Source organism: Pedobacter steynii, assembly GCF_001721645.1.
GTDB lineage: Bacteria > Bacteroidota > Bacteroidia > Sphingobacteriales > Sphingobacteriaceae > Pedobacter > Pedobacter steynii_A.
In genome coordinates this window covers 1,764,489-1,789,324 of sequence record NZ_CP017141.1, presented here as the reverse complement: position 1 = coordinate 1,789,324, position 24,836 = coordinate 1,764,489, and the positions used below count along the sequence as shown (strand labels likewise).

At 39.9% G+C, this 24,836-nt stretch carries 22 protein-coding genes, 6 tRNA genes and 1 riboswitch; of the genes, 13 read left to right on the top strand and 15 right to left on the bottom strand.

The window, feature by feature from the left end; all coding sequences use genetic code 11:
- Window positions 1-34: 34 nt before the first annotated feature.
- Together treF and BFS30_RS07425 are read right to left on the bottom strand one after the other, a co-directional pair.
- A complete protein-coding gene (treF, locus tag BFS30_RS07430; protein WP_069378707.1) occupies window positions 35-1,528 on the bottom strand; it encodes an alpha,alpha-trehalase TreF in 1,494 nt (497 codons plus the stop codon).
- 29 nt (window positions 1,529-1,557) lie between these two features.
- Complete coding sequence (locus tag BFS30_RS07425) at window positions 1,558-2,802, bottom strand: MFS transporter (RefSeq protein WP_069378706.1); 1,245 nt, start codon at window positions 2,800-2,802, stop codon at window positions 1,558-1,560.
- A gap of 178 nt (window positions 2,803-2,980) precedes the next feature.
- Here BFS30_RS07425 and BFS30_RS07420 point away from each other — a divergent pair, with 178 nt between their 5' ends.
- On the top strand, window positions 2,981-3,826 hold the full coding sequence (locus BFS30_RS07420) for an AraC family transcriptional regulator (RefSeq protein WP_069378705.1): 846 nt from the start codon (window positions 2,981-2,983) through the stop codon (window positions 3,824-3,826).
- On the opposite strand, the gene BFS30_RS07415 is transcribed toward BFS30_RS07420, so the two are convergent.
- Window positions 3,803-4,960: an MFS transporter gene (locus tag BFS30_RS07415; protein ID WP_069378704.1), complete on the bottom strand. Its 1,158-nt coding sequence runs from the start codon at window positions 4,958-4,960 to the stop codon at window positions 3,803-3,805. The genes BFS30_RS07420 and BFS30_RS07415 overlap by 24 nt on opposite strands.
- 126 nt (window positions 4,961-5,086) lie before the next feature.
- Here BFS30_RS07415 and BFS30_RS07410 point away from each other — a divergent pair, with 126 nt between their 5' ends.
- Complete coding sequence (locus BFS30_RS07410; protein WP_069378703.1) at window positions 5,087-5,443, top strand: winged helix-turn-helix transcriptional regulator; 357 nt, start codon at window positions 5,087-5,089, stop codon at window positions 5,441-5,443.
- Between the two features lie 132 nt (window positions 5,444-5,575).
- Here the strand turns inward: BFS30_RS07410 and BFS30_RS07405 are convergent, their stop codons facing one another.
- From BFS30_RS07405 to BFS30_RS07390, 5 genes are all read right to left on the bottom strand, one after another.
- Window positions 5,576-7,732 (bottom strand): peptidase domain-containing ABC transporter, encoded by a 2,157-nt coding sequence (locus tag BFS30_RS07405; protein ID WP_069378702.1) that lies wholly within the window; start codon window positions 7,730-7,732, stop codon window positions 5,576-5,578.
- Between the two features lie 4 nt (window positions 7,733-7,736).
- Window positions 7,737-8,909, bottom strand: coding sequence for an HlyD family secretion protein (locus tag BFS30_RS07400; RefSeq protein ID WP_069378701.1), 1,173 nt, complete (start codon window positions 8,907-8,909; stop codon window positions 7,737-7,739).
- Window positions 8,910-8,969: 60 nt separating this feature from the next.
- Complete coding sequence (locus tag BFS30_RS07395; protein ID WP_069378700.1) at window positions 8,970-9,176, bottom strand: hypothetical protein; 207 nt, start codon at window positions 9,174-9,176, stop codon at window positions 8,970-8,972.
- Window positions 9,177-9,706: 530 nt separating this feature from the next.
- The gene (locus BFS30_RS27720; protein ID WP_157262888.1) at window positions 9,707-9,865 is read right to left on the bottom strand and encodes a hypothetical protein; all 159 of its coding nucleotides are present in this window, start codon (window positions 9,863-9,865) and stop codon (window positions 9,707-9,709) included.
- 284 nt (window positions 9,866-10,149) lie between these two features.
- Complete coding sequence (locus tag BFS30_RS07390; RefSeq protein ID WP_069378699.1) at window positions 10,150-10,620, bottom strand: hypothetical protein; 471 nt, start codon at window positions 10,618-10,620, stop codon at window positions 10,150-10,152.
- 171 nt (window positions 10,621-10,791) lie between these two features.
- Between BFS30_RS07390 and BFS30_RS07385 the strand changes: the two genes are divergently transcribed.
- The 4 genes from BFS30_RS07385 to BFS30_RS07370 are packed head-to-tail and all read left to right on the top strand — an operon-like array spanning window position 10,792 to window position 12,718.
- Window positions 10,792-11,397: an RNA polymerase sigma factor gene (locus BFS30_RS07385; protein ID WP_069378698.1), complete on the top strand. Its 606-nt coding sequence runs from the start codon at window positions 10,792-10,794 to the stop codon at window positions 11,395-11,397.
- A 2-nt stretch (window positions 11,398-11,399) separates the two neighbouring features.
- Window positions 11,400-11,867, top strand: coding sequence for a hypothetical protein (locus tag BFS30_RS07380; protein ID WP_069378697.1), 468 nt, complete (start codon window positions 11,400-11,402; stop codon window positions 11,865-11,867).
- Window positions 11,868-11,893: 26 nt separating this feature from the next.
- Window positions 11,894-12,325, top strand: a complete 432-nt coding sequence (locus BFS30_RS07375) for a hypothetical protein (protein WP_157262887.1) — start codon at window positions 11,894-11,896, stop codon at window positions 12,323-12,325.
- 9 nt (window positions 12,326-12,334) lie between these two features.
- Window positions 12,335-12,718: a hypothetical protein gene (locus tag BFS30_RS07370; RefSeq protein ID WP_069378695.1), complete on the top strand. Its 384-nt coding sequence runs from the start codon at window positions 12,335-12,337 to the stop codon at window positions 12,716-12,718.
- Window positions 12,719-12,848: 130 nt separating this feature from the next.
- Here the strand turns inward: BFS30_RS07370 and BFS30_RS07365 are convergent.
- The 6 genes from BFS30_RS07365 to BFS30_RS07340 all read right to left on the bottom strand — a co-directional run bounded on the left by BFS30_RS07365 (window position 12,849) and on the right by BFS30_RS07340 (window position 13,505).
- Window positions 12,849-12,920: transfer RNA gene (locus tag BFS30_RS07365), tRNA-Glu, on the bottom strand.
- A 40-nt stretch (window positions 12,921-12,960) separates the two neighbouring features.
- A tRNA-Met gene (locus BFS30_RS07360) sits at window positions 12,961-13,036 on the bottom strand.
- Between the two features lie 47 nt (window positions 13,037-13,083).
- Window positions 13,084-13,155: transfer RNA gene (locus BFS30_RS07355), tRNA-Glu, on the bottom strand.
- A 40-nt stretch (window positions 13,156-13,195) separates the two neighbouring features.
- Window positions 13,196-13,271: transfer RNA gene (locus BFS30_RS07350), tRNA-Met, on the bottom strand.
- Window positions 13,272-13,318: 47 nt separating this feature from the next.
- Window positions 13,319-13,390, bottom strand: a tRNA-Glu gene (locus BFS30_RS07345).
- 39 nt (window positions 13,391-13,429) lie between these two features.
- Window positions 13,430-13,505, bottom strand: a tRNA-Met gene (locus BFS30_RS07340).
- Between the two features lie 111 nt (window positions 13,506-13,616).
- On the opposite strand from BFS30_RS07340, the gene era reads away from it, so the two are divergent.
- Window positions 13,617-14,495 (top strand): GTPase Era, encoded by an 879-nt coding sequence (era, locus tag BFS30_RS07335; RefSeq protein WP_069378694.1) that lies wholly within the window; start codon window positions 13,617-13,619, stop codon window positions 14,493-14,495.
- A gap of 49 nt (window positions 14,496-14,544) precedes the next feature.
- Window positions 14,545-15,846: a ribosome biogenesis GTPase Der gene (gene der, locus BFS30_RS07330; RefSeq protein WP_069378693.1), complete on the top strand. Its 1,302-nt coding sequence runs from the start codon at window positions 14,545-14,547 to the stop codon at window positions 15,844-15,846.
- Between the two features lie 7 nt (window positions 15,847-15,853).
- On the opposite strand, the gene BFS30_RS07325 is transcribed toward der, so the two are convergent.
- Window positions 15,854-17,434: a S41 family peptidase gene (locus BFS30_RS07325; protein ID WP_069378692.1), complete on the bottom strand. Its 1,581-nt coding sequence runs from the start codon at window positions 17,432-17,434 to the stop codon at window positions 15,854-15,856.
- A gap of 185 nt (window positions 17,435-17,619) precedes the next feature.
- Here BFS30_RS07325 and murQ point away from each other — a divergent pair, with 185 nt between their 5' ends.
- From murQ to metF, 5 genes are all read left to right on the top strand, one after another.
- Window positions 17,620-18,426: an N-acetylmuramic acid 6-phosphate etherase gene (gene murQ / locus BFS30_RS07320; RefSeq protein WP_069378691.1), complete on the top strand. Its 807-nt coding sequence runs from the start codon at window positions 17,620-17,622 to the stop codon at window positions 18,424-18,426.
- 10 nt (window positions 18,427-18,436) lie between these two features.
- The gene (locus BFS30_RS07315) at window positions 18,437-19,006 is read left to right on the top strand and encodes a hypothetical protein (protein ID WP_069382333.1); all 570 of its coding nucleotides are present in this window, start codon (window positions 18,437-18,439) and stop codon (window positions 19,004-19,006) included.
- Between the two features lie 51 nt (window positions 19,007-19,057).
- Window positions 19,058-19,813, top strand: coding sequence for a Bax inhibitor-1/YccA family protein (locus tag BFS30_RS07310; RefSeq protein WP_069378690.1), 756 nt, complete (start codon window positions 19,058-19,060; stop codon window positions 19,811-19,813).
- Between the two features lie 117 nt (window positions 19,814-19,930).
- Window positions 19,931-20,040: riboswitch (SAM riboswitch) on the top strand.
- Between the two features lie 115 nt (window positions 20,041-20,155).
- Window positions 20,156-23,815 carry a methionine synthase gene (metH, locus tag BFS30_RS07305; protein ID WP_069378689.1) on the top strand — a complete coding sequence of 1,220 codons (3,660 nt, stop codon included), beginning with the start codon at window positions 20,156-20,158 and terminating at the stop codon, window positions 23,813-23,815.
- Window positions 23,816-23,849: 34 nt separating this feature from the next.
- The gene (metF, locus tag BFS30_RS07300) at window positions 23,850-24,806 is read left to right on the top strand and encodes a methylenetetrahydrofolate reductase [NAD(P)H] (RefSeq protein WP_069378688.1); all 957 of its coding nucleotides are present in this window, start codon (window positions 23,850-23,852) and stop codon (window positions 24,804-24,806) included.
- Window positions 24,807-24,836: the final 30 nt, after the last annotated feature.

Below are 24,836 nucleotides of genomic sequence, written 5' to 3'. Positions count from 1 at the left end.
AGGTTAAGCTCGTTTTGTACGGTGTTATTAATTTTTATTCACTCATCTTCATTTTTAAATACACTCCATTGGTCCAGCCAAATCCATTCTGATTGGGGTATTCACCCCCACCCGCAGCAAGAGATGTATCGGTTACATTGTATTTTTCCATCATTTTTCCCGTGGTTCTAAAAACCCTTTCAACTGTACCTATCCAGTTTTTTGCAATACCTGAAGCAAGTGAAAGGGCGCCATAATTCAGTGCAGCCCTATAGCCGATCCATTGCAAAGGAGCCCATCCATTTGGAGCATCCCACTGTTGTCCGGTAACATTTGGGGTAGTAAGCAAGCCCCCATCTTTTAGAAAAATACCCTGAAGGTGTTGGAGAACCCGCGTTGCTTCAGTTTCATTGGCAAGACCGAAGAATAAGGGAAAAGCCATCGCAACTGACCATGCTTCAGAGGAGACATTCCCTTTAAAGTCATAATCAAAATAGCCCCCCTTCTCTTCATTCCATAAATATTTTCTAATGGCCAAAAGACGCCGGGTAGCCTTTTTTGTATAATTTTCGGCTTCAAGGCCATCATTAGCCAGTCTGGCACTTTTAGCCAGTGTGAATTCCAGATGCCATAACAAGCTATTGAGGTCTGCAGGAATCAGATCTGTTGTCCTGATAGTCCTGATGTCCTGCCCATCTGTAAACCATCGTCCGGAGAAATCCCAACCGGATGCACAGGCCGCCCTGATATTCCTATATAAGTCTTCTCTTCCTTCAACAGCATGATTAAAAATCTCCAGATCTTCATAGAATCCCTCCGGACGCGGTGTATTTTCCTTATCCCAGAAGCGGTTTAACAATTCCCCATCAGGCATCATCACCACATGCGCCGAAGCTGGCTCAGAAAGACTTAACCCCTCGGCACCACCCATCCAGAAAGCATACTCAATTTTTAACTGAGATAGATATTTCAGGTAACAGGACTCTCCTTTTTCCTCCGCCAGCAGTTCCACCATTAAAGAAAAGAAAGGAGGCTGCGAGCGACTGAGGAAATAGCTCCTGTTTCCATTTGGAATGAAACCAAACTCACTGATCAGGTAGGCAAAATTATCCACCATATTTTCAATCAGGTCGATTCTTCCGGATACCTGTAGTCCTAACATGGTAAAATAACTGTCCCAGTAAAAAAATTCCCGGAACCTGCCTCCCGGAACCACAAATTGATGAGGGAGCTGAATCAGAGAGCTAAATTCAGCTTCCGTTTTTCTGGTCAGTTTATCCCATAAAAGATGGATATGGCTCACCGGATTATCCTCCTGTGCAACCATACCATCTTCTTCATTGGGGGGCAATATGAAATTGGCTTTTACAAAAGCCAGGAGGTCAAAATCTGGTTTGCTTTTCTGGATACGGTATTTTGCTACAATTTCAGTGGCAGCAAACTTTGGTAAACAGTCGGGAAAAAACTTCTGATCAGCAAAGATCCTTTTTAGCTGAACATCAGAAAATAGCTCCTGTAAATCTTCAATATAAAATAAATGGCTCGACATATAATTATGGATAGGATATTGACAATCGGTTAACTGGTTGCACTTTGAAGGTGTTTTTGTTTCATTTTCTGAAAGAGATACAGCGCAACTGCGAGCATCCCAATTGGAACCAGGGAGAAGTAAAAGGCCGTTTCACCACCATAATGCTGAAAGATGTATCCGGTGATCAGAGATCCAAGGGATCCACCCAATGCAGAAAATACGACTATCAATCCAGACATTGTCCCATGTTGATTTTTTGGAAGAGCCCCCAGAATAACAGAATTGATAGCGGGGTAAATAGGGGCCAGAAAAAATCCGATCAAAGGAAAAATATATGCGGCAAATGGAACATCCGCCCATATCCGGATAGCCTGTTGACTAGTGTTAGAAGCAAGGGGAATTGCAATCAGCACCAGACCTGCGGAAGCCAGAAGACATACGGTAAGACAGCTATACCAGGAGATTCTTTTCAGGACAAGTCCTGCAAGAAACCGTCCTATAGCAGTTGAACTAGCCATAATTCCGGCCATCATCACGCTTATTGAAGATGGAAGATGCAGGACCTTATTATTGAATGTCGGTAACCAGCTCATGATACTTTGTTCAATCAATACGTATAAAAACGCACACAGCACAAAGGAAACAACCAGTGGCAACACGAGTAACCTGAGCATATCAGTATAGGATTGCTTAAATTTTAAACCCGGCTCTGGTTTTGCTGCGGATTCATCCAAAGGAGAAATACTCAGTAATATCAAAGCAAAAAGGTAGCATGTTCCAATCAGGTAATAGACAGTAAACCATCTTCCGGAAGCTGCATCAGCATCATCAATAAAATAACTGAAAAAGAAGTAACCGGATAAAATCCCAATCATGAAAAAGCTTTCAATAAAACTCATCAGGCTGATGTGTGCTTTTTCAGTTTTAGTAATTAGGCCAATCGTCCCGAATACGGAAATTTTAATCAGTGCAAAACTAGCTCCGGTAATGGCAAATAATAATTTAACTGCAATAAATGTTTTTAGAGAGGGAATGATAAAACAGCCGATTGCAACAGCAGCAAGACCAATCTGCATGGATTTCTTGTAGCCTATTCTCGTAATAAAAGAAGCGACAATAAAGGAGACTACTGCAATGGTAATGTCTTTAAAGGCTTCCAGAACAGATGCAGAAGAAGCAGAAACCCCATAATATCGTTGTGCCTGCAGAATCACTGTACCGACGCTATTTAACATGATACCGAACAGCAAATAGTTGATGAACACTGAGATCTTAATTTTCAAGAATTCCATTAAACCGCGTTTAAAAAGGATAAATATATTTGGTTAGTAATTCCGACCAGCTGCAGGCAACTCATTGGGTATGATAAAATTCCAGTTTTTATAAATGCAATAATTATCCTTTATTCATTATTTATTGAACTATATTAATATTTAATTAATCATATTTGGACAACTTACCTTAATAAGGATGAAAATTCACTTTGAGATTGTAAAACCTGACGAAGCTTCGTCCCTACGCTTCCTCTATCAGAACCAACCCATTCATGAGTTTGTATGGGAATATCATTATCATCCGGAATATGAACTGGTCTGTGTAATTTCAGGCGGAGGAACGCGGCATGTAGGTTCTCATATCAGCATGTATGAAGATGGGGACCTGGTGCTAATCGGATCCAATGTACCACACTCCGGATTTGGTTTGAATGCCAGAGATCCACACGAGGAGATTGTGATACAGATCAGGCCGGAAGTAATGCAGCAATGGATTTCTGATTTTCCGGAAATGCAAACCATAGCTACACTTGTAGAGCGATCAAAACACGGAATAAAATTCAACGGTGCTGTTAAAGAGGAGGTCAAAGATATCCTGATAAAAATGAAAGAGATGTCCCCTTTTGAAAGAACAATCAATTTCCTCCAGGTGCTCCATATTATGGGAGATAGTAAGGATTATCAGATCTTAAATGAGAAAGCAATTATCGCCGACCTGGTGGATAAGCACAGGTCAAGATTGCAAAAAATCTTCACGTATGTGGAGCATTATTACCATGAAGAGATTGAAATAGAAACAGTAGCAGAGCTGGTCAGCATTTCGGTCCCTTCCTTCTGCAATTATTTTAAGAAAACAACTCACATCACTTTTACAGAATTTGTGAACAGGTACCGCATTCAAAAAGCCTGTCTTTTCCTTCAGCAAGACAAGACTATTGCTCAGGTTTGTTTTGAATGCGGATTTAATAACGTAACCTATTTCAATAAGATTTTCAAGAAAATCATCAATAAAACTCCTTCAGACTTCAGAAGAGGGAAATGATTGCATGTTTATTCTTTTGACAATAAACACAACAAGAGAGAGTATTAACAGGATGACGCTTGCTAAAGGTACCTCTCCGACACCCTTGTTTGTAATCATCCAGCCGCCCAAAACCGAGCCAATTGTCACTGCTAAATTACCGCAGGAAGTAAAGAGGCTATTAACAAACTCCGGAGTTTCATTAGCAACGCTGGTCACGTTAACATTACTGATCAGAAAACCACCAGTATGGACCAGACCCCATACACAAATCAATCCGACCATCAGTATAAAATGATTTCCCAGAAAATAGATGACAACATGTACCAAAGCAAGCAACAGAATAAATATAAATGTAGTCGTGTTCTTATTCCTGCTTAAGTATTTACCCGCCAGCCAATTTCCTCCAACACCACTAATTCCGAAGAAAAACAACATTAAACTAATTTGAGCACCAGTCATTGCTGTCACTCTCTTTAAATACTCTGCCATGTATCCATAAGTAGCGTACATGGCCGCAATCATTAAACAAGCCAGAACAAGATTTATCCACAAAATGGGTTTACGAAGAACCTCATACTGACGATCCGAGTGCCTTATTTCAGTTGCAGGAAGATCCGGTAAATAAATCAGCAGCCCTAAAAAAGAAAGTAGATTGATAAAAGCAGAGAGGATAAAGGAAGCCTGCCAGCCGGATAAATCAGCTACAAACGTAGCCAGAGGAATCCCCAGCACACTTGCAATTGTGAAACCTGCAAAAACAATTCCAACAGCCTTTGGGGATTCCTTTATGGAAACCGATCCTGCCGCTATAGTCAGGCTCACAGACCAAAATACGGGATGCATAAAGGCCGGCAATATCCGTGCAAACAACAGCATATTAAAATTGATTGCAAGCGCAGAAATCACATTAGAGACGGCAAATATTCCCAATACCAGAACCATTATTGTCTTACGATTGAACCGGCAAACAAGCATCATCATAAACGGACCAAAAACTGCAATAATCAAGGCGAAAGCACTTAGTAACCAGCCAGCCTGATCAATGCTTACTTTAAAGGCGGCAGCAATCTGCGGTAATATTCCAATGACCCCGAATTCGGTTGTTGCAATACCGAAGATTCCCAAAGCAAGGATATAAAGTGTTCTTTTCATAAATATTTCTGTTGTTCTAAATTTTTGATACAAATTTGTAGAACCAACAGCTTTATAATTCCATACATACCTTAAAGTATGATACTTACTTTTTAGAAAGAATGCTTATTATCAACCAATTAAATCATGCCTGAATTTTTTCACGACAAAAAACTTTACTATACCCCGATTGAATTTGCTTTAAATCATATTGGTGGAACCTGGAAAATGCCCATCTTATGGCGCTTACAGAATCAAATCCTTAGATACGGGGAATTAAAAAAAGACATTCCACATATCACGGATAAAATGCTGACTACCCAGCTTAGAGAACTGGAAAGCAACGGTATGATTGAACGCAGGGTGTATGCCATAGTTCCACCAAAAGTAGAATATTCCATTACCAATAAGGGATCAAGAGCCATTTCGGTGATTGAAACCATCATGAAATATGGTTATGAGTTAATTCAGGAAGCAGGCATCACATATCCACCAAAAACATAACGGAATGTCAACAAAATATAAACCTCCCTTAATTCGCCTTAAAAAGACGTATATGAACTCAAAAGGATGCGCCCCTTCCTATGGACCTATACGTAATTTTTCATTAAGCAGAACGCTTCTAATAAAAGCAAATCAGATCTCCTCCGGTAGCTGGAGTTTCCACAGGTTCGCATAAGCTGAATTTGGGCTAAAGCGTAACTCTTTATGACTTCCCTGCTCTACCACAACTCCTTTATCCAGCACAATAATTTTATCTGCATTACTCAGCGTACTCAGGCGGTGCGCGATAACAATTACAGTTTTATGTTTTGATTTCAGTATATCGATCATCCTTTGAACATACTTTTCGGAAGCCGAATCAAGCGAAGAAGTTGCCTCATCTAAAATAAGAATTTCGGGATCTCTGTACAGCGCTCTTGCGATAGCAATTCTCTGCCTTTGTCCGCCAGATAAAGTAGTGCCATTCTCTCCAAGGTAAGTCTGGAACCCCCTTGGTAATGACTCAATGAAGCCAATCAATCCAAGCTGAGTGGAAATTTCAATGATTTTTTGCATGTCCGGCTCATAATCACCTATCGCAATATTTTCAATTACATTCCCTGCAAACAAGTCAATTTGCTGAGGCACTACAGATACAACACGACGTAGGGATGCTGTTTTTATATATTTCAGATCATATTTCCCAATCCGTACATTTCCTCCCTGTATGGGATAAATATTCTGCAGGATTGACATTAACGTGGATTTACCCGAGCCGCTTTCCCCAACTATAGCTGTAAATTTGCCTTTTGGGATCATCAGATTAAGATCATCGAATACCGAAACCCGCGTTCCGTAACGAAAAGAAACATTTTCGAAATGAATATCTCCGATCTTATCCGGGCTTAGTTCAATCTGATTTTCATCATTTTCACGCTCCAGGTCCATAATTTCAAATAACCTGTCCGCAGCGATTACTGCATCCTGAACAGTTTTATTCATTCCAATCAAAGAAGAAACAGGTCCGGTAAAATAGCCAATCAACGTGTAAAATGACAATAACTCTCCGGGAGTAATTTTACTATCGATCACATAACCTGCCCCTACCCAAAGTAAGATAATCGTTAATAAACGAGAGGTGAGCTCAGAAGATGTCCCTGCGAAAACAGAATTCATATTCGATTTAAAACTATCTTTCAATAGTTTCACAAAACGGACTTCTGTTTTTTCATTGGCAAAAGATTCCAGACCGAAGCGTTTAATTGTACCTACTGAGTTCAGACTTTCTACAAGCTGGGATTCCAGTTCCGCAGAATCTTCCATCAATAAACGCTGAGCTTTTTTATTCAGCTTATCTGTGACAAAGTAAATCAACAGATATAAAGGAATTACCGCCAGCATCAACAAAGCCAGCTTCCAGTAATAAGTGAACATCATGGCAAATGAAAAAACCACAATGAAGATATTAACCAGGAAGTTGATGCTGACATCATTTAAAAAGGCTCTTATTTTTACAGCGTCGTTAATTCTGGAAATAATTTCCCCAACACGCATCGTATCAAAAAATTGCTGAGGCAACCTTAACAAATGCTTATAGTATCCCAATATCAACTGAGAATCGATCATTTGACCTGTTTTCAGCGTAAAAATCGTTTTGGTCATTCCTACAAACAGCTGGATGATCAGAATTACGACCATCGCAATGCTCATCAGGTTAAGCAGATTCCGGTTACCATCCACCAACACAAAATCTACCAGTTTCTGTACAAAAATAGAAGTAGACAAACCCAGGATGGTATACACAACCGCCCCAAATAAGGCCTGAACTAAAATGCTTTTATGTGGTCTGATCAGATTCCAGAAGCGTCCGGAAACTGATGTTTTTTCATTTCCTGTTTCGAAGTCCTCCGAAGGCAATAGCAATACCAATGCACCCGTCCATTCCTTTTTAAATTCCTCATGTGTACGGCGGTGCATCTGGCCATCTATAGGATCCATTACATCGATGAACTTTTTGCTCACCTTGTAAATTACCACATAGTGCTGCAAAATATCTTTGACGATCAGATGGGCTACAGCTGGTTTCGGTATTTTAAATAGGCTTTCAAAAGGCCCCTTTACACCCTTAGCCTCAAAACCTAATTTCTGAGCAGCCTCTACCATCCCCAAAACATTAGTCCCTTTCTTATCAGTGCCGGCAAACTGCCTGATCTTTGCTACGGGCAAATCAAGTTTATAATGTGATGCAATAGAAGCCAGACAGGCTGCACCGCAATCTGTAATATCCCTTTGTTTTACTTTAGTGCTCATAGCTTTAGGTCTTTTCGCTTACATTTGGATTCACCCAATCATCGACTTTATCATACAACAATTGATATAAACTACGGCTGGTTACCGTGAAACGGCCGGTAAAATTCATCCCTTTTTTCAAATAACCTTTATACCCGTTTTTCAGCATTAAATGATCCTGATTCAGACTGCATCTCACCTTAAATACCGGCTGATTTCCATTTACAATAATTATATCGTCAGAGATATCAATCACCGTCCCCAATGCAGATCCCCATTGATTGTAATTATAGGCATCTACCTGAAAGCGGACTTCCTGTCCCTTCTTAATGAGTCCGATATCTGATGGTTTTATATAACAGAAAGCGGTTAAACTTGCATCGGGTGATATTTCTCCGATTTTCTGGTTTGCAAATACATAGGCGCCTTTTTGTACGCCGGTCAGGTTTTGAACAGAACCATCGATTGGCGCCCTCAATACATATTGCTTTTTCTGTTCTGTCAATTCGGCCTGCTGACCAGAAAGCTGTCTTAATTCATTACGAAAGCCATTGGCCTCGGTTTGCCATTGTGTCTTATATTTTGCCCGGACCATTTGATAGGTCGAGTTAGCTTGTTCCAGTTCAAATTTATATTTTTCATACTCAGACTCTGTGAGTACTTTATTGTCATACAGTTTTTTGTATCGCGCAAATGTACTCGCGGCCTGTATTTTTGCAATTCCCGCGTTTTCAAGTTCCTGTACAAATTGCTGCCAGGAAGCATTATATTGCCCCGTTTGTAAACTCGGAGAATTGGTTTTATCAAGAGTTTCAAAAGACAAAAGCATATTAATGTCCTGAAGAAACTGGCTAAGCTGTCCTTCTCGTCCCTGCACCAGTACACTTTGCTGTTTTGGCAATCCGGCATCAATGACCAAAATAGTATCGCCTTGTTTTATTTTTTTATTATCTGTTAATCTGTATTGAACCAGCCGGCCATTCACAGGTATGCTTAATTCAGTTTTTTCCAGAGAGGATTGTAAAACACCATTTCCTTTAATCGTGATGGGTGTCTTAATAAATGGAAGTGCCGCAAAAGTCAGCAATACAACCAACAGGGTAACCTGATAAATAAGTTGGGATGATTTGCTGATTTGTGAGCGGTAGACAATTGAGGTGGTAGAGATCGTTTCGGCAGAATAGGGAGATAGAGGCATGTTTTAGGCATTAAAATAACCATTGTTCTGAAATTCAGAACAATGGTTATTTATAACTTTTTATAGGCTCCAAACAAATTTCAAAACATTGGTTAATGTTTTGTTTAAAAATGCTGTAGTGTCAGTAGCAATAGCATTTACAGTTCCAACAACAGAACCAACAACGCCGGTTAGGATATCTCCTAATAAACCACCACCTTCAACTTTTGTCATTTCAGTAACATTCATTTCTTGAACACCAAGGTTTTTTAATTCTAAATTTTTCATAATAAGGGATTTTAATTTTTTAGGTCCTTACTCTATTCAAGGCTTTTCAGGGTACGCCTAGGTTGGCCAAACGCTGAAACGAATATAATGATAGTATCAATAAAGATTAAGAGGGTAGTTTCGGAAGAGCGCAGGCATTTTCTGAATAAAAAGTCAAAATACCTGTTCTTTAAAGCAAAATACGCGTTTTTTCTGTATTTATGGTCTATTTTACAGCCATTTGTTCAATTTATTCATTTTTTTTCATGCAAATAGACCTTCTATTTTCACGTTTTCCTAAAAAGACATCAATTATTGAATACAATATCAGGACATACAAAACACGACAACGAACTGAATCACTTCTACTATAGCGCCTATTTTATAATCGTTATTAAACTATATTTCTATAAATACAATAAAATTACCATACAGTTTCTATAATAAAGATGGGATTTAAATAAAAAACAACCGTTATTTAAAATAACGGTTGCCAGGCATTTTTAAAGGCTAAAAATTGCACTTAAAACAGTGCCGACCTGCTTTACAGCCTAAGCAGCATTGTCTTTCACAACGTTACTTACAGCTGTCGTAACTACAGTTAATGTACCGGCAAGGAAATCCCCCAATAACCCTCCACCTTTAACTGTTGTCATTTCGGCTTTGCTCATTTCTTGTACATCCAGGGTTCTTAGTTCTAAATTTTTCATGATAGGAATAATTTTATATAAGGTCCTACTCTATTTAAGGCTTTACAGGATACGCCCCATGTGCTAAACGATAAAAATAAGATACTGATTAGCTGAACCTTAACGTCATATCCGGATATTACTAAAATAGATGAATTTTCTAATATGAATGCTAAAAAGCAGCTCACTTAATCAGAATGAGGGTTTATCTGCAAAATGAACGAGGACTTAATTAAACATTCAAATCGTTCATTTTCCTTGCGACAAACAAAACCATAAAACACTATAAATAAGTTAATTATAATTTATTTTTTACAGGCTACGGGAGCAAATGTAAATCTGCCCTTCTCAAAAGAAATGGGTTTTCCTTTTACAAAGAAAGACCTGCCTAAAGTGGTTTGAATCTGACCAACACCCAGGATCAGCTTACCGTCTTTTTTCAGAAAAGCCAATGGATTTTTATAAATAGTCTTGTTTTCCGTTCCAATCTTGAAAGTATAATCTACAAACAGGGTATCACCCTTGAATTTTCCTACAACCTGACCATCATTCTTACCTTTATCTTTATAATTAATGCTGAGATCTCCGGAAACTTTTCCGCTACTCAAGGTCTTTATATTTAAATTAGCGGTGTCTTCATTGTCCACAGCAACAAAGCATTGCTGACTAAGCAACGAATCCGTATCAGCAGATGAGGTATTTTCAGAGCCTCCCTGACTGCAGCTAAAAAGAACCGGAAATGTTAAAAGTGCGAGATAAAATGCTGATTTTTTCATAAAAACTATTTATGGGTTCACAATATATAATTGGTTAACGATTAGATGTAATAATATGATAAAGATGCATAAAGTTTGTTCCTTCCATAAATAATTATAAAATCCTTCAGGAAAAATCAGTATTTTTTATTTCCTGCAACATAATGGGCACTTGCCGATCTAATCCAGCAGATGAGCTATCCAAATGAAAGCAGCAAGACAGACCGCCAATTAGTCGAAAACATACTAAATGGCGATACGCATGCTTTTGGCATATTGATAAAGAATACAGAAGGTCTTGTCTCCCAAATGGTTTTCAAAATGATCATTAGCCCTGCCGATCGTAAGGATATCGCGCAGGATGTTTATCTGAAAGTGTTTAAAAACCTTTCGGGCTTCAGATTTCAATCCAAACTTTCTACCTGGATCGGACAGATTACTTACAACAGATGCTTACAATATCTCGAGAAAAAGAAGGTGGTTTTAATGGATAATTTCAACGATGAAGATCGGGATCTGTCCGACAAATTTCAACAAAAAGAAATCATAGCTGAAAGGAATGAAACAGAAAAAATCATGCAGGGAAAAGATCTTTCCGGCATTTTGGCTGCAGAACTGGATAAGTTAACCCCAATTTATAAAACCATGATTAGTTTATATCATCAGGAAGACCTTAGCTACCATGAAATTGCAGAAATCACCTCTTTACCTGAAGGAACAGTAAAGAGCTACCTTTTCAGGGCGAGAAAGCAATTAAAAGAGAATATTTTATCCAGATATAAAAGAGAGGAGTTATAGTCATGATCCATTTATCAGAATCAGAAGTGCAACAATATGCCGTTGACAACAATAATGTTAAACCAGCCGTTTCACAACACATGCAGATCTGCAAACTGTGCCGATCGAAAGCTACCAGTTATGAGACACTGTTTAAAAGCCTAGCGGAAATCCCCAGGCCCGTCTTTGATTTCGATGTATCAGAACTCGTTGCTGAACACATCACTCCCCCAAAACCATCATTCCCCTGGATGACCACGATTGCAGTTATAATGACTACAGTACTCATTTCTGTTGCACTAATCTCTTTTAAAAGCTATTTACCTAAGCTATTTACAGACCTTTCCCTTAACCTGTTTTACCTCATTCTCCTACCTACAGTCGCTGCGCTGATCATTCAGGGATTTAGCCTGTTTAAAGAACATAAAAAACAAATGAATACACTTAACAGCGCTGCAACTTTTAATTACCTGACCGGTCTTATCCACTAACAATGAATACTCAAATAAAGATAACCATGAAAAAGCTAATCCTCATCCTCCTGTTTTCAAGTATAGTGATAGGAACCCATGCACAGGAACCATTTAATCCTTTAGCAGATAAAGAAATTACTCAGGAAATTATGCGCAGTGTAGTTATCCTGATAGGATTATACCTTATTTCTACATTCATACTGACCTTAATTCGCTTATTTTTAACAGATCGCTTAAAACGAACCCTGGTTGAGAAAGGAGCAGACGAGCCAATCATTACAGCGCTTCTTCCAAAAAACAAAAATGAAAAAAGTGAAGCCCTCAAATGGTTTACCCTACTGAGCGCAATTGCCCTGGGCTTCACTGTAAGCAGCTTTTATCAACCACTGGGTATTCATTCCGTGATCATTATGACAGTAAGTGTCGCCCTGGGATTTTTAGCACATTATCTGATCATGAGGTGGCTTAACAACTAAAAAAGAAAAATGATGAATAAGATTTATTTAACACTCGGTTTTTGCCTTATAGGTTTAAGTATTGCTTTTCTTTTTTCATGGCTAAATAATAACCAGCAGGAAATTTCCATCTCAGTAACAGAGGCCCCAAATACATACACCCTTTCTGCATTTTACCCAAAAGGTCAGACGGAAAATGTTAAACGCTATCTTGACAACTGCCTGAAACCAGCCTCCATTTTCAGGAATTCCAGGGAGCTGGATCAGGAAATTACGCTAAGTGACCAGACCAGGTTTTACATTAAAGCATCAGAAGGCCGCCTTTATCTAAAATTGGACAAAAGTATCAATTCGGGAAATTCGATCAGACGCATAAAAGCCATTTGCGAAGGAATCAACTTCAAAGGATCGTAAATTGTAGTTTTCAAAACCGGGACAAACGCGGTAACTGTATGACTATATTATAATATAGGTGTCAAAGTCACGGCTATAAAGTTGCATATAAATGCAAAAATCCCGCTCTACTTATCGTAAAGCGGGATCGTAGCCCGTAGGGGAATCGAACCCCTGTTTCCAGAATGAAAATCTGGCGTCCTCACCCCTAGACGAACGGGCCATTTTAGATTGCCTTAACCTTTACAGGTTACGAACCTAATTGGTAGCGGGGACCAGACTCGAACTGATGACCTTCGGGTTATGAGCCCGACGAGCTACCAACTGCTCCACCCCGCACTATTCCTTTTTTAAAATCTCACCAAGCCTCTGCTTAATGATTACTGTAGCCCGTAGGGGAATCGAACCCCTGTTTCCAGAATGAAAATCTGGCGTCCTCACCCCTAGACGAACGGGCCATTTTAGATTGCCTTAACCTTTACAGGTTACGAACCTAATTGGTAGCGGGGACCAGACTCGAACTGATGACCTTCGGGTTATGAGCCCGACGAGCTACCAACTGCTCCACCCCGCACTATTCCTTTTTTAAAATCTCACCAAGCCTCTGCTTAATGATTACTGTAGCCCGTAGGGGAATCGAACCCCTGTTTCCAGAATGAAAATCTGGCGTCCTCACCCCTAGACGAACGGGCCATTTTCGATTGCCTTAACCCTCACAGGTTACGAATCTTTTGGTAGCGGGGACCAGACTCGAACTGATGACCTTCGGGTTATGAGCCCGACGAGCTACCAACTGCTCCACCCCGCACTATATACAATTTCGTCGCTTTTGTTAAATTGTTTAACTCTTGTTCCGAATTGGAATGCAAAGATATAATTCGTTTCTTTGTGGTGCAAATTTATTTTAAAAAATATTTTCATGTCACATAAAGCAGGTTTTGTAAGTATAATTGGTAAACCCAATGCGGGTAAATCAACGTTAATGAATGCCCTGGTGGGTGAAAAGCTTTCTATCATCACTCCGAAAGCTCAGACTACCCGCCACCGGATTCTGGGAATTGTCAATGAAGAAAATTATCAGATTGTATTTTCTGATACGCCGGGCATCATAAAACCACGTTATGGTTTGCAGGATTCTATGATGAGTTCCGTAAAAGGAGCCCTTACTGACGCCGACTTAATTCTTTTTGTTACTGACATTAATGAACAGTATGATGAGAACGATGTATTGGAAAAAATTATTAATACAACCATTCCAATGATTGTACTTATCAATAAGATCGACAATGCAACACAGGAAGAAGTAGAAGAGAAAACAGCTTACTGGCAGGAGAAGTTAAATCCTAAACATATTTACGCCATTTCTGCATTACACCTATACAATTTAGACGGAATTATGGAGATGGTATTGGACCATTTGCCGGAACATGCCCCCTTCTACGATAAAGAAGACCTTACAGATCGTACCCAAAGGTTCTTTGTTTCAGAAATCATCAGGGAGAAGATTTTCAACAACTATCAAAAGGAAATCCCTTATAGTACTGAAGTAGTGATCACCTCTTTTAAAGAAGAAGAAAAGATCACCAGAATCAGCGCTGAGATTATCGTAGAACGTGATTCTCAGAAGAACATTCTGATTGGAAAAGGCGGTGCAATGCTAAAGAAAGTTGGTACCGAAGCCCGCAAGGATATTGAGAAATTTCTGGATCAGAAAGTCTTCCTGGAAACCTTTGTTAAGGTAGTTCCGGACTGGAGAAGTAAAAAGAACTATTTAAAAAGTTTCGGGTACGAAAATTAAGCTTACCTTTGCAACCCCTTAATAACTAATACAATTCATACCAATACACATGAGCAACATTATCGCAATCGTCGGAAGACCAAACGTAGGCAAATCTACCCTATTTAACCGCTTAACAGAGAGTCGTAAAGCCATTGTTGATGATTTTAGCGGTGTAACCCGTGATCGTCATTACGGATCGGCAGAATGGACAGACAAGCAATTTACTGTAATTGATACCGGAGGCTATGTAGCCAATTCTGAAGATGTATTTGAAGCGGCCATCCGTGAACAGGTAGTTATTGCCATTGAAGAAGCAACTGTATTGTTGTTTATGGTGGATGTCGTAACCGGCATTACTGACCTTGACGATGAAATCGCGCAATTACTAAGACGTAGCAGTAAACCGGTATTCATCGTTGTAAATAAAGTAGACAATACACAATTACAAAATGATGCTTCTGTATTTTACGGATTCGGTTTAGGTGAAATCTATCCGATCTCTTCTATGACTGGTTCAGGAACAGGTGATTTATTGGACGATGTGATCAAACACTTCGAAGATGTAGTGGAAGAAGACAATGCTTTGCCTAAAATCACTATCGTTGGAAGACCTAACGTAGGTAAATCATCTTTAATCAATGCATTAATAGGTAAAGAAAGGAATATTGTTACGCCAATCGCAGGTACAACCAGAGATTCCATCCACATTCATTACAATCAGTTCGGACATGAATTTATGTTTATTGACACGGCAGGGCTTCGTAAGAAAACCAAAGTAAAAGAAAACATAGAGTTCTATTCTGTTATGCGTACCATTAAAGCGCTGGAAGAAGCTGATGTAGTGGTATTAATGATTGATGCCATGGAAGGACTGGAATCGCAGGACGTTAATATTTTCCACCTGGCTGAGAAAAATAAAAAAGGAATTGTGATCCTGGTTAACAAATGGGATTTAGTAGAGAAAGACAGCAAAACAGTGAAGATATTTGAAGATCAGATCCGTCAGAAACTACAGCCTTTTACTGATGTGCCGATCGTTTTCACTTCAGTAGTTAATAAACAACGTATTTTCCAGGCTATCGAAACAGCATTGGAAGTATTCAAAAACCGAGGCAAAAAAGTTCCTACTTCTAAATTGAACGATGTCATGCTGCCAATTATTGAGAACTATCCTCCACCAGCATTGAAAGGAAAATACATCAAAATTAAATACATTACTCAAATCAATGGAACATCACCAATGTTCGCATTCTTCTGTAATTTACCTCAATACATTAAGGAACCGTACAAACGTTTCATTGAGAACAAATTACGTGAAAACTTTGATTTTAGCGGAGTACCGATTCAGATTTATTTCAGACAGAAATAGAATACAATTACTGCAAACTGGTTAATGCCTGTTTGACCATTGCGTCATTTAAGTTAAGCGCTTTGTAATAACCGGCATCACCCAGGTGGTATTTGCAAAGCAGGACTTTCACATCATTATAGATCAATGGTCTTGCAGCCTGCAATAACTTAGGTTCAATCACAATATTTTTACTCTGAATATATTTCAACAGATCCTTGTAATCTGCATCATTGATGTTAAAGGTTGCAAGGTTCTGTTCAATAAAAGCTGAAGTATAACGGTTGGCAAGAACGTCATAAACAAAGTCGAACAACACTTTTTTAGCAATAAGCTTGGCATAAAACCGGTTAAATCCACTGGTGTCCATTTTCACATAAATATCCGGTTGAATCCCACCTCCTGAAAACAACTTTCCTTTCTTAAGGCTATCTTTTACGCTTACATTTTTTGAAGTTAGTTCTCCATCATTAAAACGGTCTTCAATCTCATTCTGATATGCGTTATAACCCTTTTTATACGATTTCTGAATGCTTCTTCCTGAAGGGGTGTAATATCTTGCTATAGTCAGGTTTAATGCCGAGCCATCCACAAATGGGAATTGCTCCTGAACAAGCCCTTTACCAAAGGAACGACGGCCAATAATAATACCTCTATCCAGATCCTGCACTGCACCAGCCAGAATTTCGCTCGCAGAAGCAGAATTTTCATTAATCAATATCGCTAATTTTCCCTGTTCAAATTCTCCGCCACCAGTAGTAAAATAGTCAGTTCTGGGTTCGTGTTTTCCCTGGGTATACACAATTAACCTGTTTTCTGCTAAAATCTGATTAGCCAGACCAGTAGCCGCAGTCAGATACCCTCCCCCATTATCACGGAGGTCAAGTACCAGCTTTTTCATACCTTTTCCTTTCAGGGCACGAACAGATTCCACAAAATCATGATCCGTATCGGCACCAAAATTACTGATGCGCACATATCCTGTTTCTGCATTCAACATATAAGCCGCATCAATACTACTTACTTTCACCCGCGCGCGGTTAACTGTAAACAAGATGGGCTGAGGGTTTCCAGGATGTAATATGCTTAATTTTACAGCAGTACCTTTTTTTCCTTTGATCTTACCGATCATTTTCTCTCTTGGTAATGCCCTTCCACTAACAAAAGTGGTATCAATTTTAAGGATCTTATCTCCCTGACGGATCCCTGATAAAAAAGCAGGACCATCTTTAATCACATTCGTCACTAATAAAGTATCATTCAGGATATAATATTCGATTCCAATACCTTCAAAATTACCCCCGAGAGCCTCGGCAAATTCATTTGCTTTTGCGGGTGGAAGGTACGCACTATGTGGATCCAACTGATGCAACAGGCTGTCAATAGGCAGGTGGTATAAGCTATCTGCATTTACCTCATCAACGTAATTTTTATTGATAATATGGATAATTTCATCTACCTTTTCGCTATTATCGGCAAGATAACCAGCCTGCTTTTTTACCTGATATCCCTGATCCTTCAGGAATTTATACCCCACAAACATACCACCTATCAGAACAACGGAATAAGTAAGGGCGATCAAAAGGTTATATCGGGTAGTCTTTTTCATGGTTAAATGCTGCGTAAAGTTATAAAATAACCCTGTCAATTAATAAATTAAGTCCTAATCATTTTTAATTGTTTGATATTTTTTACAATTAACAGGAATGCGGTATAGTGTCGTATTATTTAAACTCATTTTTGGGAATATTTCCGGTTTAAAAAGAAAATCCCGAATTTTATCAAAAAAAACATATGATAAGAGTAACTGAGCAGGAGTCAAAGTACAACAACATTGATCAGATGTCTGTACTTCAAATTCTTCAAAACATCAATAAAGAAGACCAGTCAGTTCCTCAGGCTGTGGAAAATGTAATCCCACAAATAGAGAAATTAGCTACCTCAGTTGCAGAACGTATGATAGATGGAGGCCGGTTATTCTATATCGGGGCTGGAACCAGTGGCCGCCTGGGTGTAGTCGATGCATCAGAATGCCCGCCAACTTTTGGTGTTCCATTTGATTGGGTAGTCGGCATCATTGCCGGTGGCGATACCGCCATCAGGAAAGCGGTAGAAAACGCTGAAGATGATACCGAACAAGCCTGGATAGATCTTCAGGAATATAAAATCAACGAAAAAGACTGCCTGATCGGCCTTGCTGCATCAGGAACAACTCCTTACGTCATCGGAGGATTAAATACTGCCCGGAAACATGGAATCCTAACCGGATGTATCGTTTGCAACGAAGGAGGCCCCATTGCAGCGGAAAGTGATTTTCCGGTAGAGGTGGTGGTTGGACCGGAATTTCTGACCGGCTCTACCCGCATGAAATCAGGAACTGCGCAGAAACTAGTCTTAAACATGCTCAGCACAACAGTCATGATCAAACTGGGCAGAGTAAAAGGCAACAAAATGGTAGACATGCAGCTGACCAACCATAAACTGGTTGATCGCGGTACACAAATGGTCATGGAAGAACTACACATTGACCATGATCAGGCTGCAGATTTGCTAATCCGTTACGGAAGTGTCCGTAAAGCTGTTGAAGCAGGCACCAAATAATCCCTTAATTATGCACGAAATTGAGCCCTTCTATCTATGGCGCGATGATTATATCGCCGCCGAAGATGAACGTTCGCCTTTTTATAACACGGAATATTCAGAATTCTATTTCGATAAACAGTTGTACAATTTCCTGATTCACCCCCAATGGGATGATTTTGGATCTAATACCTTGTACATTAAAGTATTGTACACAGATTACGACAGAAATTATGCAATCATCGAGTTTATCGGAGAGTGGAACGATGCCATTGGAAATGACATCATGCTGCTCAAAAGGGAAATACTGGAACTAATGGTAGATGAAGGAATCAATAAGTTTATCCTCATCGGCGAAAACGTACTGAACTTTCATTCCTCTGAAGACAGCTATTATGAAGAGTGGTTCCAGGATGTGGAAGATGGCTGGATTACCGGAATCAATTTCCAGCAACATGTGATCGATGAATTCAGAAACGCCAATATCGATTACTACATTAACTTTGGCGGTCAGCTTGACGATTTGGCATGGAGAACCCTGAAACCTCTTCAGTTTTTCAAGAAAGTGGAAGAAATCCTGACAAAAAGACTCGGGGCATAGCTTTTGTAAGAAGATAAACAATTAGTAACTTTAAAATAAAATTTAAATAAAATGGATAACAACAATAATAATTACGAATGGGCACATAAATCTGTTTTTGCTGAACAGCAAACTGGAGTAGTTGCTAAGAAGTTCTTCGCAAATGTATTCTTGTGGATGTTTATCGCATTAGGTCTTTCAACAGTCTCTGCGCTTGTAATGGCCAATAATCTTGAATTATATTCATTTCTAAGAGATGCCACGACACAAAAACCGACTATTCTTGGGTATGTTGCCATGTTCGCCCCTCTTGGCCTTGTGCTTTTAATGAGTGCAGGATTAAATAAGCTTTCTTACGGTGCATTGGTAGGGGTATTTATTCTCTATTCTGTACTAACTGGACTTAGTTTAAGCTTTATCCTCTTAGCCTATACATCAGCTTCTGTAATCTCTTGTTTTGCCGGTGCAGCAGGTATTTTTGGAATCATGGCTGTTCTTGGATATACTACAGATGTCGACTTGAGTAAATTCGGACCGATATTAATGGTTGGTGTAATCGGATTAGTGATTGCAAGTGTTGTCAACATGTTTATTCAAAGTGAAAGCTTTAGCTTGTTTATGGCTTTCATCGGAATCGCCATCTTTACTGCTTTAACCGCATATGACGTTCAGAAGTTGAAAAGAATTGGAGCAGGAATAGAGGAAAGCGGAGCATCAATTGACAATGCAGATACTAAAAAGCTAGCCATCATGGGTGCTTTATCACTTTATCTTGACTTTTTAAACATCTTCTTATATCTTTTAAGAATCTTCGGAAGCAGAAGATAATCACAGATTTTCAAAATATTATTCCGAAGGCCATGCATATTTGCATGGCCTTTGCAATTTTATATGCTTTAAGCGCTGTTTTTTTGGAAATGATTTTTCTTTGTTGCACTTTTGCAGAGCTTATAGAGAAAGACGGAGGGATTAGACCCTGCGAAGTCTTAGCAACCTGTGCTTACAAGGTGCTACATTCTACTGGAACCGGACCATTGGTTCCCGAAAGATAAGTTAAAGTCGACCCTATACCGGACTTTTCAATAAGCTTTTTGACTGCGGATAAAATAGTAACCGATATGAAGTTCGTATCTGGTCATATTTTTCATACGCATTACGGGGAGAAAAAAAATGAACATTAGAGAAGAGTTAGAAAAACGCATATTGATTATTGACGGTGCCATGGGTACCATGATTCAGCGCTATATCCTAACAGAAGAAGATTTCAGAGGTGAAAGGTTTAAAGATCACCCATGTGATGTAAAAGGCAACAACGATTTGCTTAACCTCACACGCCCTGATATCATCAAAGCCATACACACCGAATACCTTAAAGCCGGTGCAGATATTATAGAGACCAATACGTTCAGTACCCAGCGTATTTCACTGGCAGATTACCAGATGGAAGAGCTGGATTATGAAATGAGCTTTGCAGGTGCAAAGATTGCCCGTGAAGCAGTAGATGAATTCATGGCCGCAAACCCCGACAGAAGATCCTTTGTGGCAGGAGCTGTTGGCCCAACCAACAGAACACTTTCCATCTCGCCGGATGTAAATGATCCCGGATTCAGGGCACTTACCTTCGATGAGCTGGTAGACGCCTACGATCAACAGGTCCGCGGACTGGTTGACGGGGGCGCTGACCTCCTATTAATTGAAACTATTTTTGATACCCTGAATGCTAAAGCAGCCATATTCTCCATTAAGAAGTATGAAAAGGAAATTGGCAGAACAATAGACATCATGATCTCAGGGACAATTACTGATGCCTCAGGAAGAACTTTATCCGGACAAACGGTAGAAGCTTTCTTAAACTCGGTAATTCATGCCAATCCAATCAGTATCGGCTTTAACTGTGCTCTGGGTGCCAAAGATATGAGGCCTCACATTGAAGAGCTCTCCGCAAAGGCTACCTGTTATGTATCTGCCTATCCAAACGCAGGATTACCTAATGAGTTTGGTGCCTATGATGAAATGCCTCATGAAACTGCCCATTTAGTAGAAGATTTTATTCAGCATGGATTTGTAAACATCGTAGGAGGTTGCTGTGGTACAACACCTGAGCATATTGGATGCATTGCAGCCAAGGCAAAAAGCATCAGCCCAAGAAAAATACCTGAAACAGCTCCTTACCTGCGTCTGAGTGGATTAGAACCAGTAACCGTTACCCCAGAAAGTATTTTCGTCAATATTGGTGAAAGAACAAACATCACCGGATCACCTAAATTCTCTAAACTGATTTTGGGTGGTGATTATGAAGCAGCCCTTACTGTTGCCCGTCAGCAGGTAGAAGGTGGTGCCCAGGTGATCGACGTGAATATGGATGAAGGGATGTTGGATGGAGAAGCCGCAATGGTAAAATTCCTAAATCTGATCGCTTCAGAGCCCGACATTTCCAAACTTCCGATCATGGTCGATTCGTCCAAATGGACAGTAATCGAAGCCGGATTAAAATGTCTGCAGGGTAAAGGTATTGTCAACTCCATCTCCCTGAAAGAAGGAGAAGAGAAGTTTAAAGAAAGTGCCCGTAAAATCATGAACTATGGTGCTGCTGTAGTTGTGATGGCATTTGATGAACAAGGACAGGCAGATAACTTCGAAAGAAGAAAAGAAATCTGTAAGCGTTCTTATGACATTTTAGTCAACGAAGTAGGTTTCCCTGCCGAAGACATCATATTTGATCCAAACATCCTTACGGTAGCAACCGGCCTGGAAGAACACAATAATTACGCGGTAGATTTTATCAACGCAACCCGATGGATTAAAGAAAACCTTCCTTATGCGAAAGTAAGCGGAGGTGTTTCCAACATTTCCTTCTCCTTCAGGGGAAACAATACGGTTAGAGAAGCCATGCACTCTGCATTTCTATACCATGCCATCAAAGCAGGCCTGGACATGGGAATTGTAAACGCAGGAATGCTGGAAGTTTATCAGGAGATCCCACCCGAACTTCTGGAGCGTGTGGAAGATGTATTGCTCAATCGCAGGGAAGATGCAACCGAAAGACTGGTCGAATTTGCAGACACCATTAAATCCAAGGGCAAAGAGATTGTCAGAGATGAAGAATGGAGGAAAGAAAGCGTAGAAAGCAGGCTTTCCCATTCCCTGGTTAAAGGAATTATAGAATACCTGGATGCCGACGTAGAAGAAGCCAGACAGAAATATCCTAAGCCAATACATGTGATTGAAGGTCCTTTAATGGATGGAATGAATATCGTCGGAGACCTTTTTGGTGCCGGAAAAATGTTTCTTCCACAGGTAGTAAAATCTGCAAGGGTAATGAAAAAAGCAGTAGCCTACCTGCTTCCCTTTATCGAGCAGGAAAAACTGGATAATCCGGATGGAAAGGCGAGCTCATCTGCCGGGAAGGTATTAATGGCCACAGTGAAAGGAGATGTTCATGATATCGGAAAAAACATTGTAGGCGTAGTACTGGCTTGTAATAACTTCGAAATTGTAGACCTTGGAGTAATGGTTCCCGCACAAACCATTATTCAGAAAGCGAAAGAAATTAATGCGGATATTATCGGGCTAAGTGGTCTGATTACACCTTCGCTAGACGAAATGGTGCATTTCGCCAAGGAAATGGAACGGGAAGGGTTTACCATTCCATTGATTATTGGCGGAGCAACCACCTCCCGTATTCACGCAGCAGTAAAAGTAGCACCGAACTATTCCGGACCTGCCATTCATGTTTTGGATGCTTCCAGAAGTGTAACGGTATGCAGTACACTGATGAATGAAGAAACCAGAGGCCCATATATTGACAGCATCAGACAGGAATACGATAAGGCCAGAGAAGCACATTTAAACAAACGTTCTGATAAACGCTTTAAAACACTGGAAGAAGCGAGAAAAGATCAGTTTAAAATAGATCTTGACCTGGTTGCTCCCGCTCCTGCATTCACAGGAACAAGGGTGTTTGAAGATTATCCTTTGGCAGAACTGGTTCCTTATATCGACTGGACACCTTTCTTCCATACCTGGGAATTAAGAGGTAGTTATCCTAAAATATTCAACGATAAATTAGTTGGGGATGAGGCTAAAAAGCTATTTGATGATGCTCAGGCACTGTTAAAAAGAATTATTGATGAAAAACTGCTGACCGCTAAAGGAGTAATTGGTTTCTGGCCGGCTAACACAGTCGGAGATGATATTATTCTTGATGTGGAAGGTGAGAAAGTGACCATCCATACATTACGTCAACAAGCAGAAAAAGTAGCTGGAGAACCCTATTACGCATTGTCTGATTTTGTGGCACCAAAAGAATCCGGTGTTGCAGATTATTTTGGCGGTTTCGCCGTGACTACCGGAATCGGATGTGATGAATTGGTAGCTGAGTTCGAAGCAAATTATGACGATTATAACAGCATTATGGCTAAAGCTTTGGCCGACAGGCTGGCGGAAGCTTTTGCAGAAAGAATGCATGAACTGGTTCGTAAAGATTATTGGGGTTATGCCAAAGATGAACACCTGAGCAATGAAGAACTGATTAAGGAAGAATATGCAGGAATACGTCCGGCACCAGGATATCCTGCCTGTCCGGAACATACCGAAAAAGGTACACTTTTCGAATTGCTGGATGCCGAGAATAAGATCGGCCTTCGCTTAACAGAAAGTTATGCGATGTATCCTACAGCTGCGGTGAGTGGTTTTTATTTCGCTCACCCTCAATCCAGGTATTTCGGTTTAGGAAAGATTACCAAGGACCAGATTGAAGAATATGCACTTAGAAAAGATATGCCAATAGAAGAAGTAGAGCGATGGTTAAGTCCTAACCTAGCTTATTAACAACAGATAACCAACCAACCTTACAAGAATATTAATGAAGATCGTAGACCATATCAGTAACGCAAAGGGAACTCCACTTTTCTCGTTTGAACTCTTACCACCGATAAAAGGACAAAGTATTAAAGGCATTTTTGATGCCATAGACCCTTTAATGGAATTCAATCCGCCCTTTATCGATGTGACTTACCTCAGGGAAGATTATATCTACAAGCAGCATCCAAATGGCTTGTTAGAAAAGATCGCTTACCGTAAACGTCCAAGTACTGTAGCAACCTGTGCGGCCATTATGAACAAGTATAATGTGGATGCAGTGCCTCATTTAATATGTGGGGGATTTACTAAGGATGAAACTGAAAATGCATTAATCGATCTTCAGTTCCTGGGAATCGACAATGTATTGGTACTTCGTGGCGATGCCCGCAAAAGTGACAGCTCTTTTGTTCCAACTCCGGATGGACATGCCTATGCTTCAGAATTGTTACAACATGTAGTAGACATGAATAATGGCCGTTATCTGCATGATTATATGGAAGACGCTGCAAAAACAGATTTTTGCATTGGTGTAGCCGGCTATCCTGAAAAACATTATGAATCACCGAACCTGGATACAGACTTCAAATACCTCAAACATAAAGTTGATACCGGAGCAGATTTCATCGTTACCCAAATGTTTTTTGATAATAAAAAATATAAAGCTTTAGTCGACAAATGTCGCGCTAATGGCATTAATGTGCCTATTATCCCCGGACTTAAACCAATTACCAGTAGCAAACAACTCGTGAGCCTGCCGAAAATTTTCCACCTGGATATTCCAATGGAACTGAGCGAAGCGATACAGGCCTGTAAGTCAGAAAAGGACGTTAAAGAAGTTGGAATAGAATGGATGATCCATCAGTGTCAGGAGTTAAAAGAGATGGGAGCACCAGTTCTTCATTTCTACACAATGGGTAATCCGGAACCTACAAAGAAGATCGTACAGGCAGTATTTTAGACTTTTACTGATTCCCGATAGGTATATTTT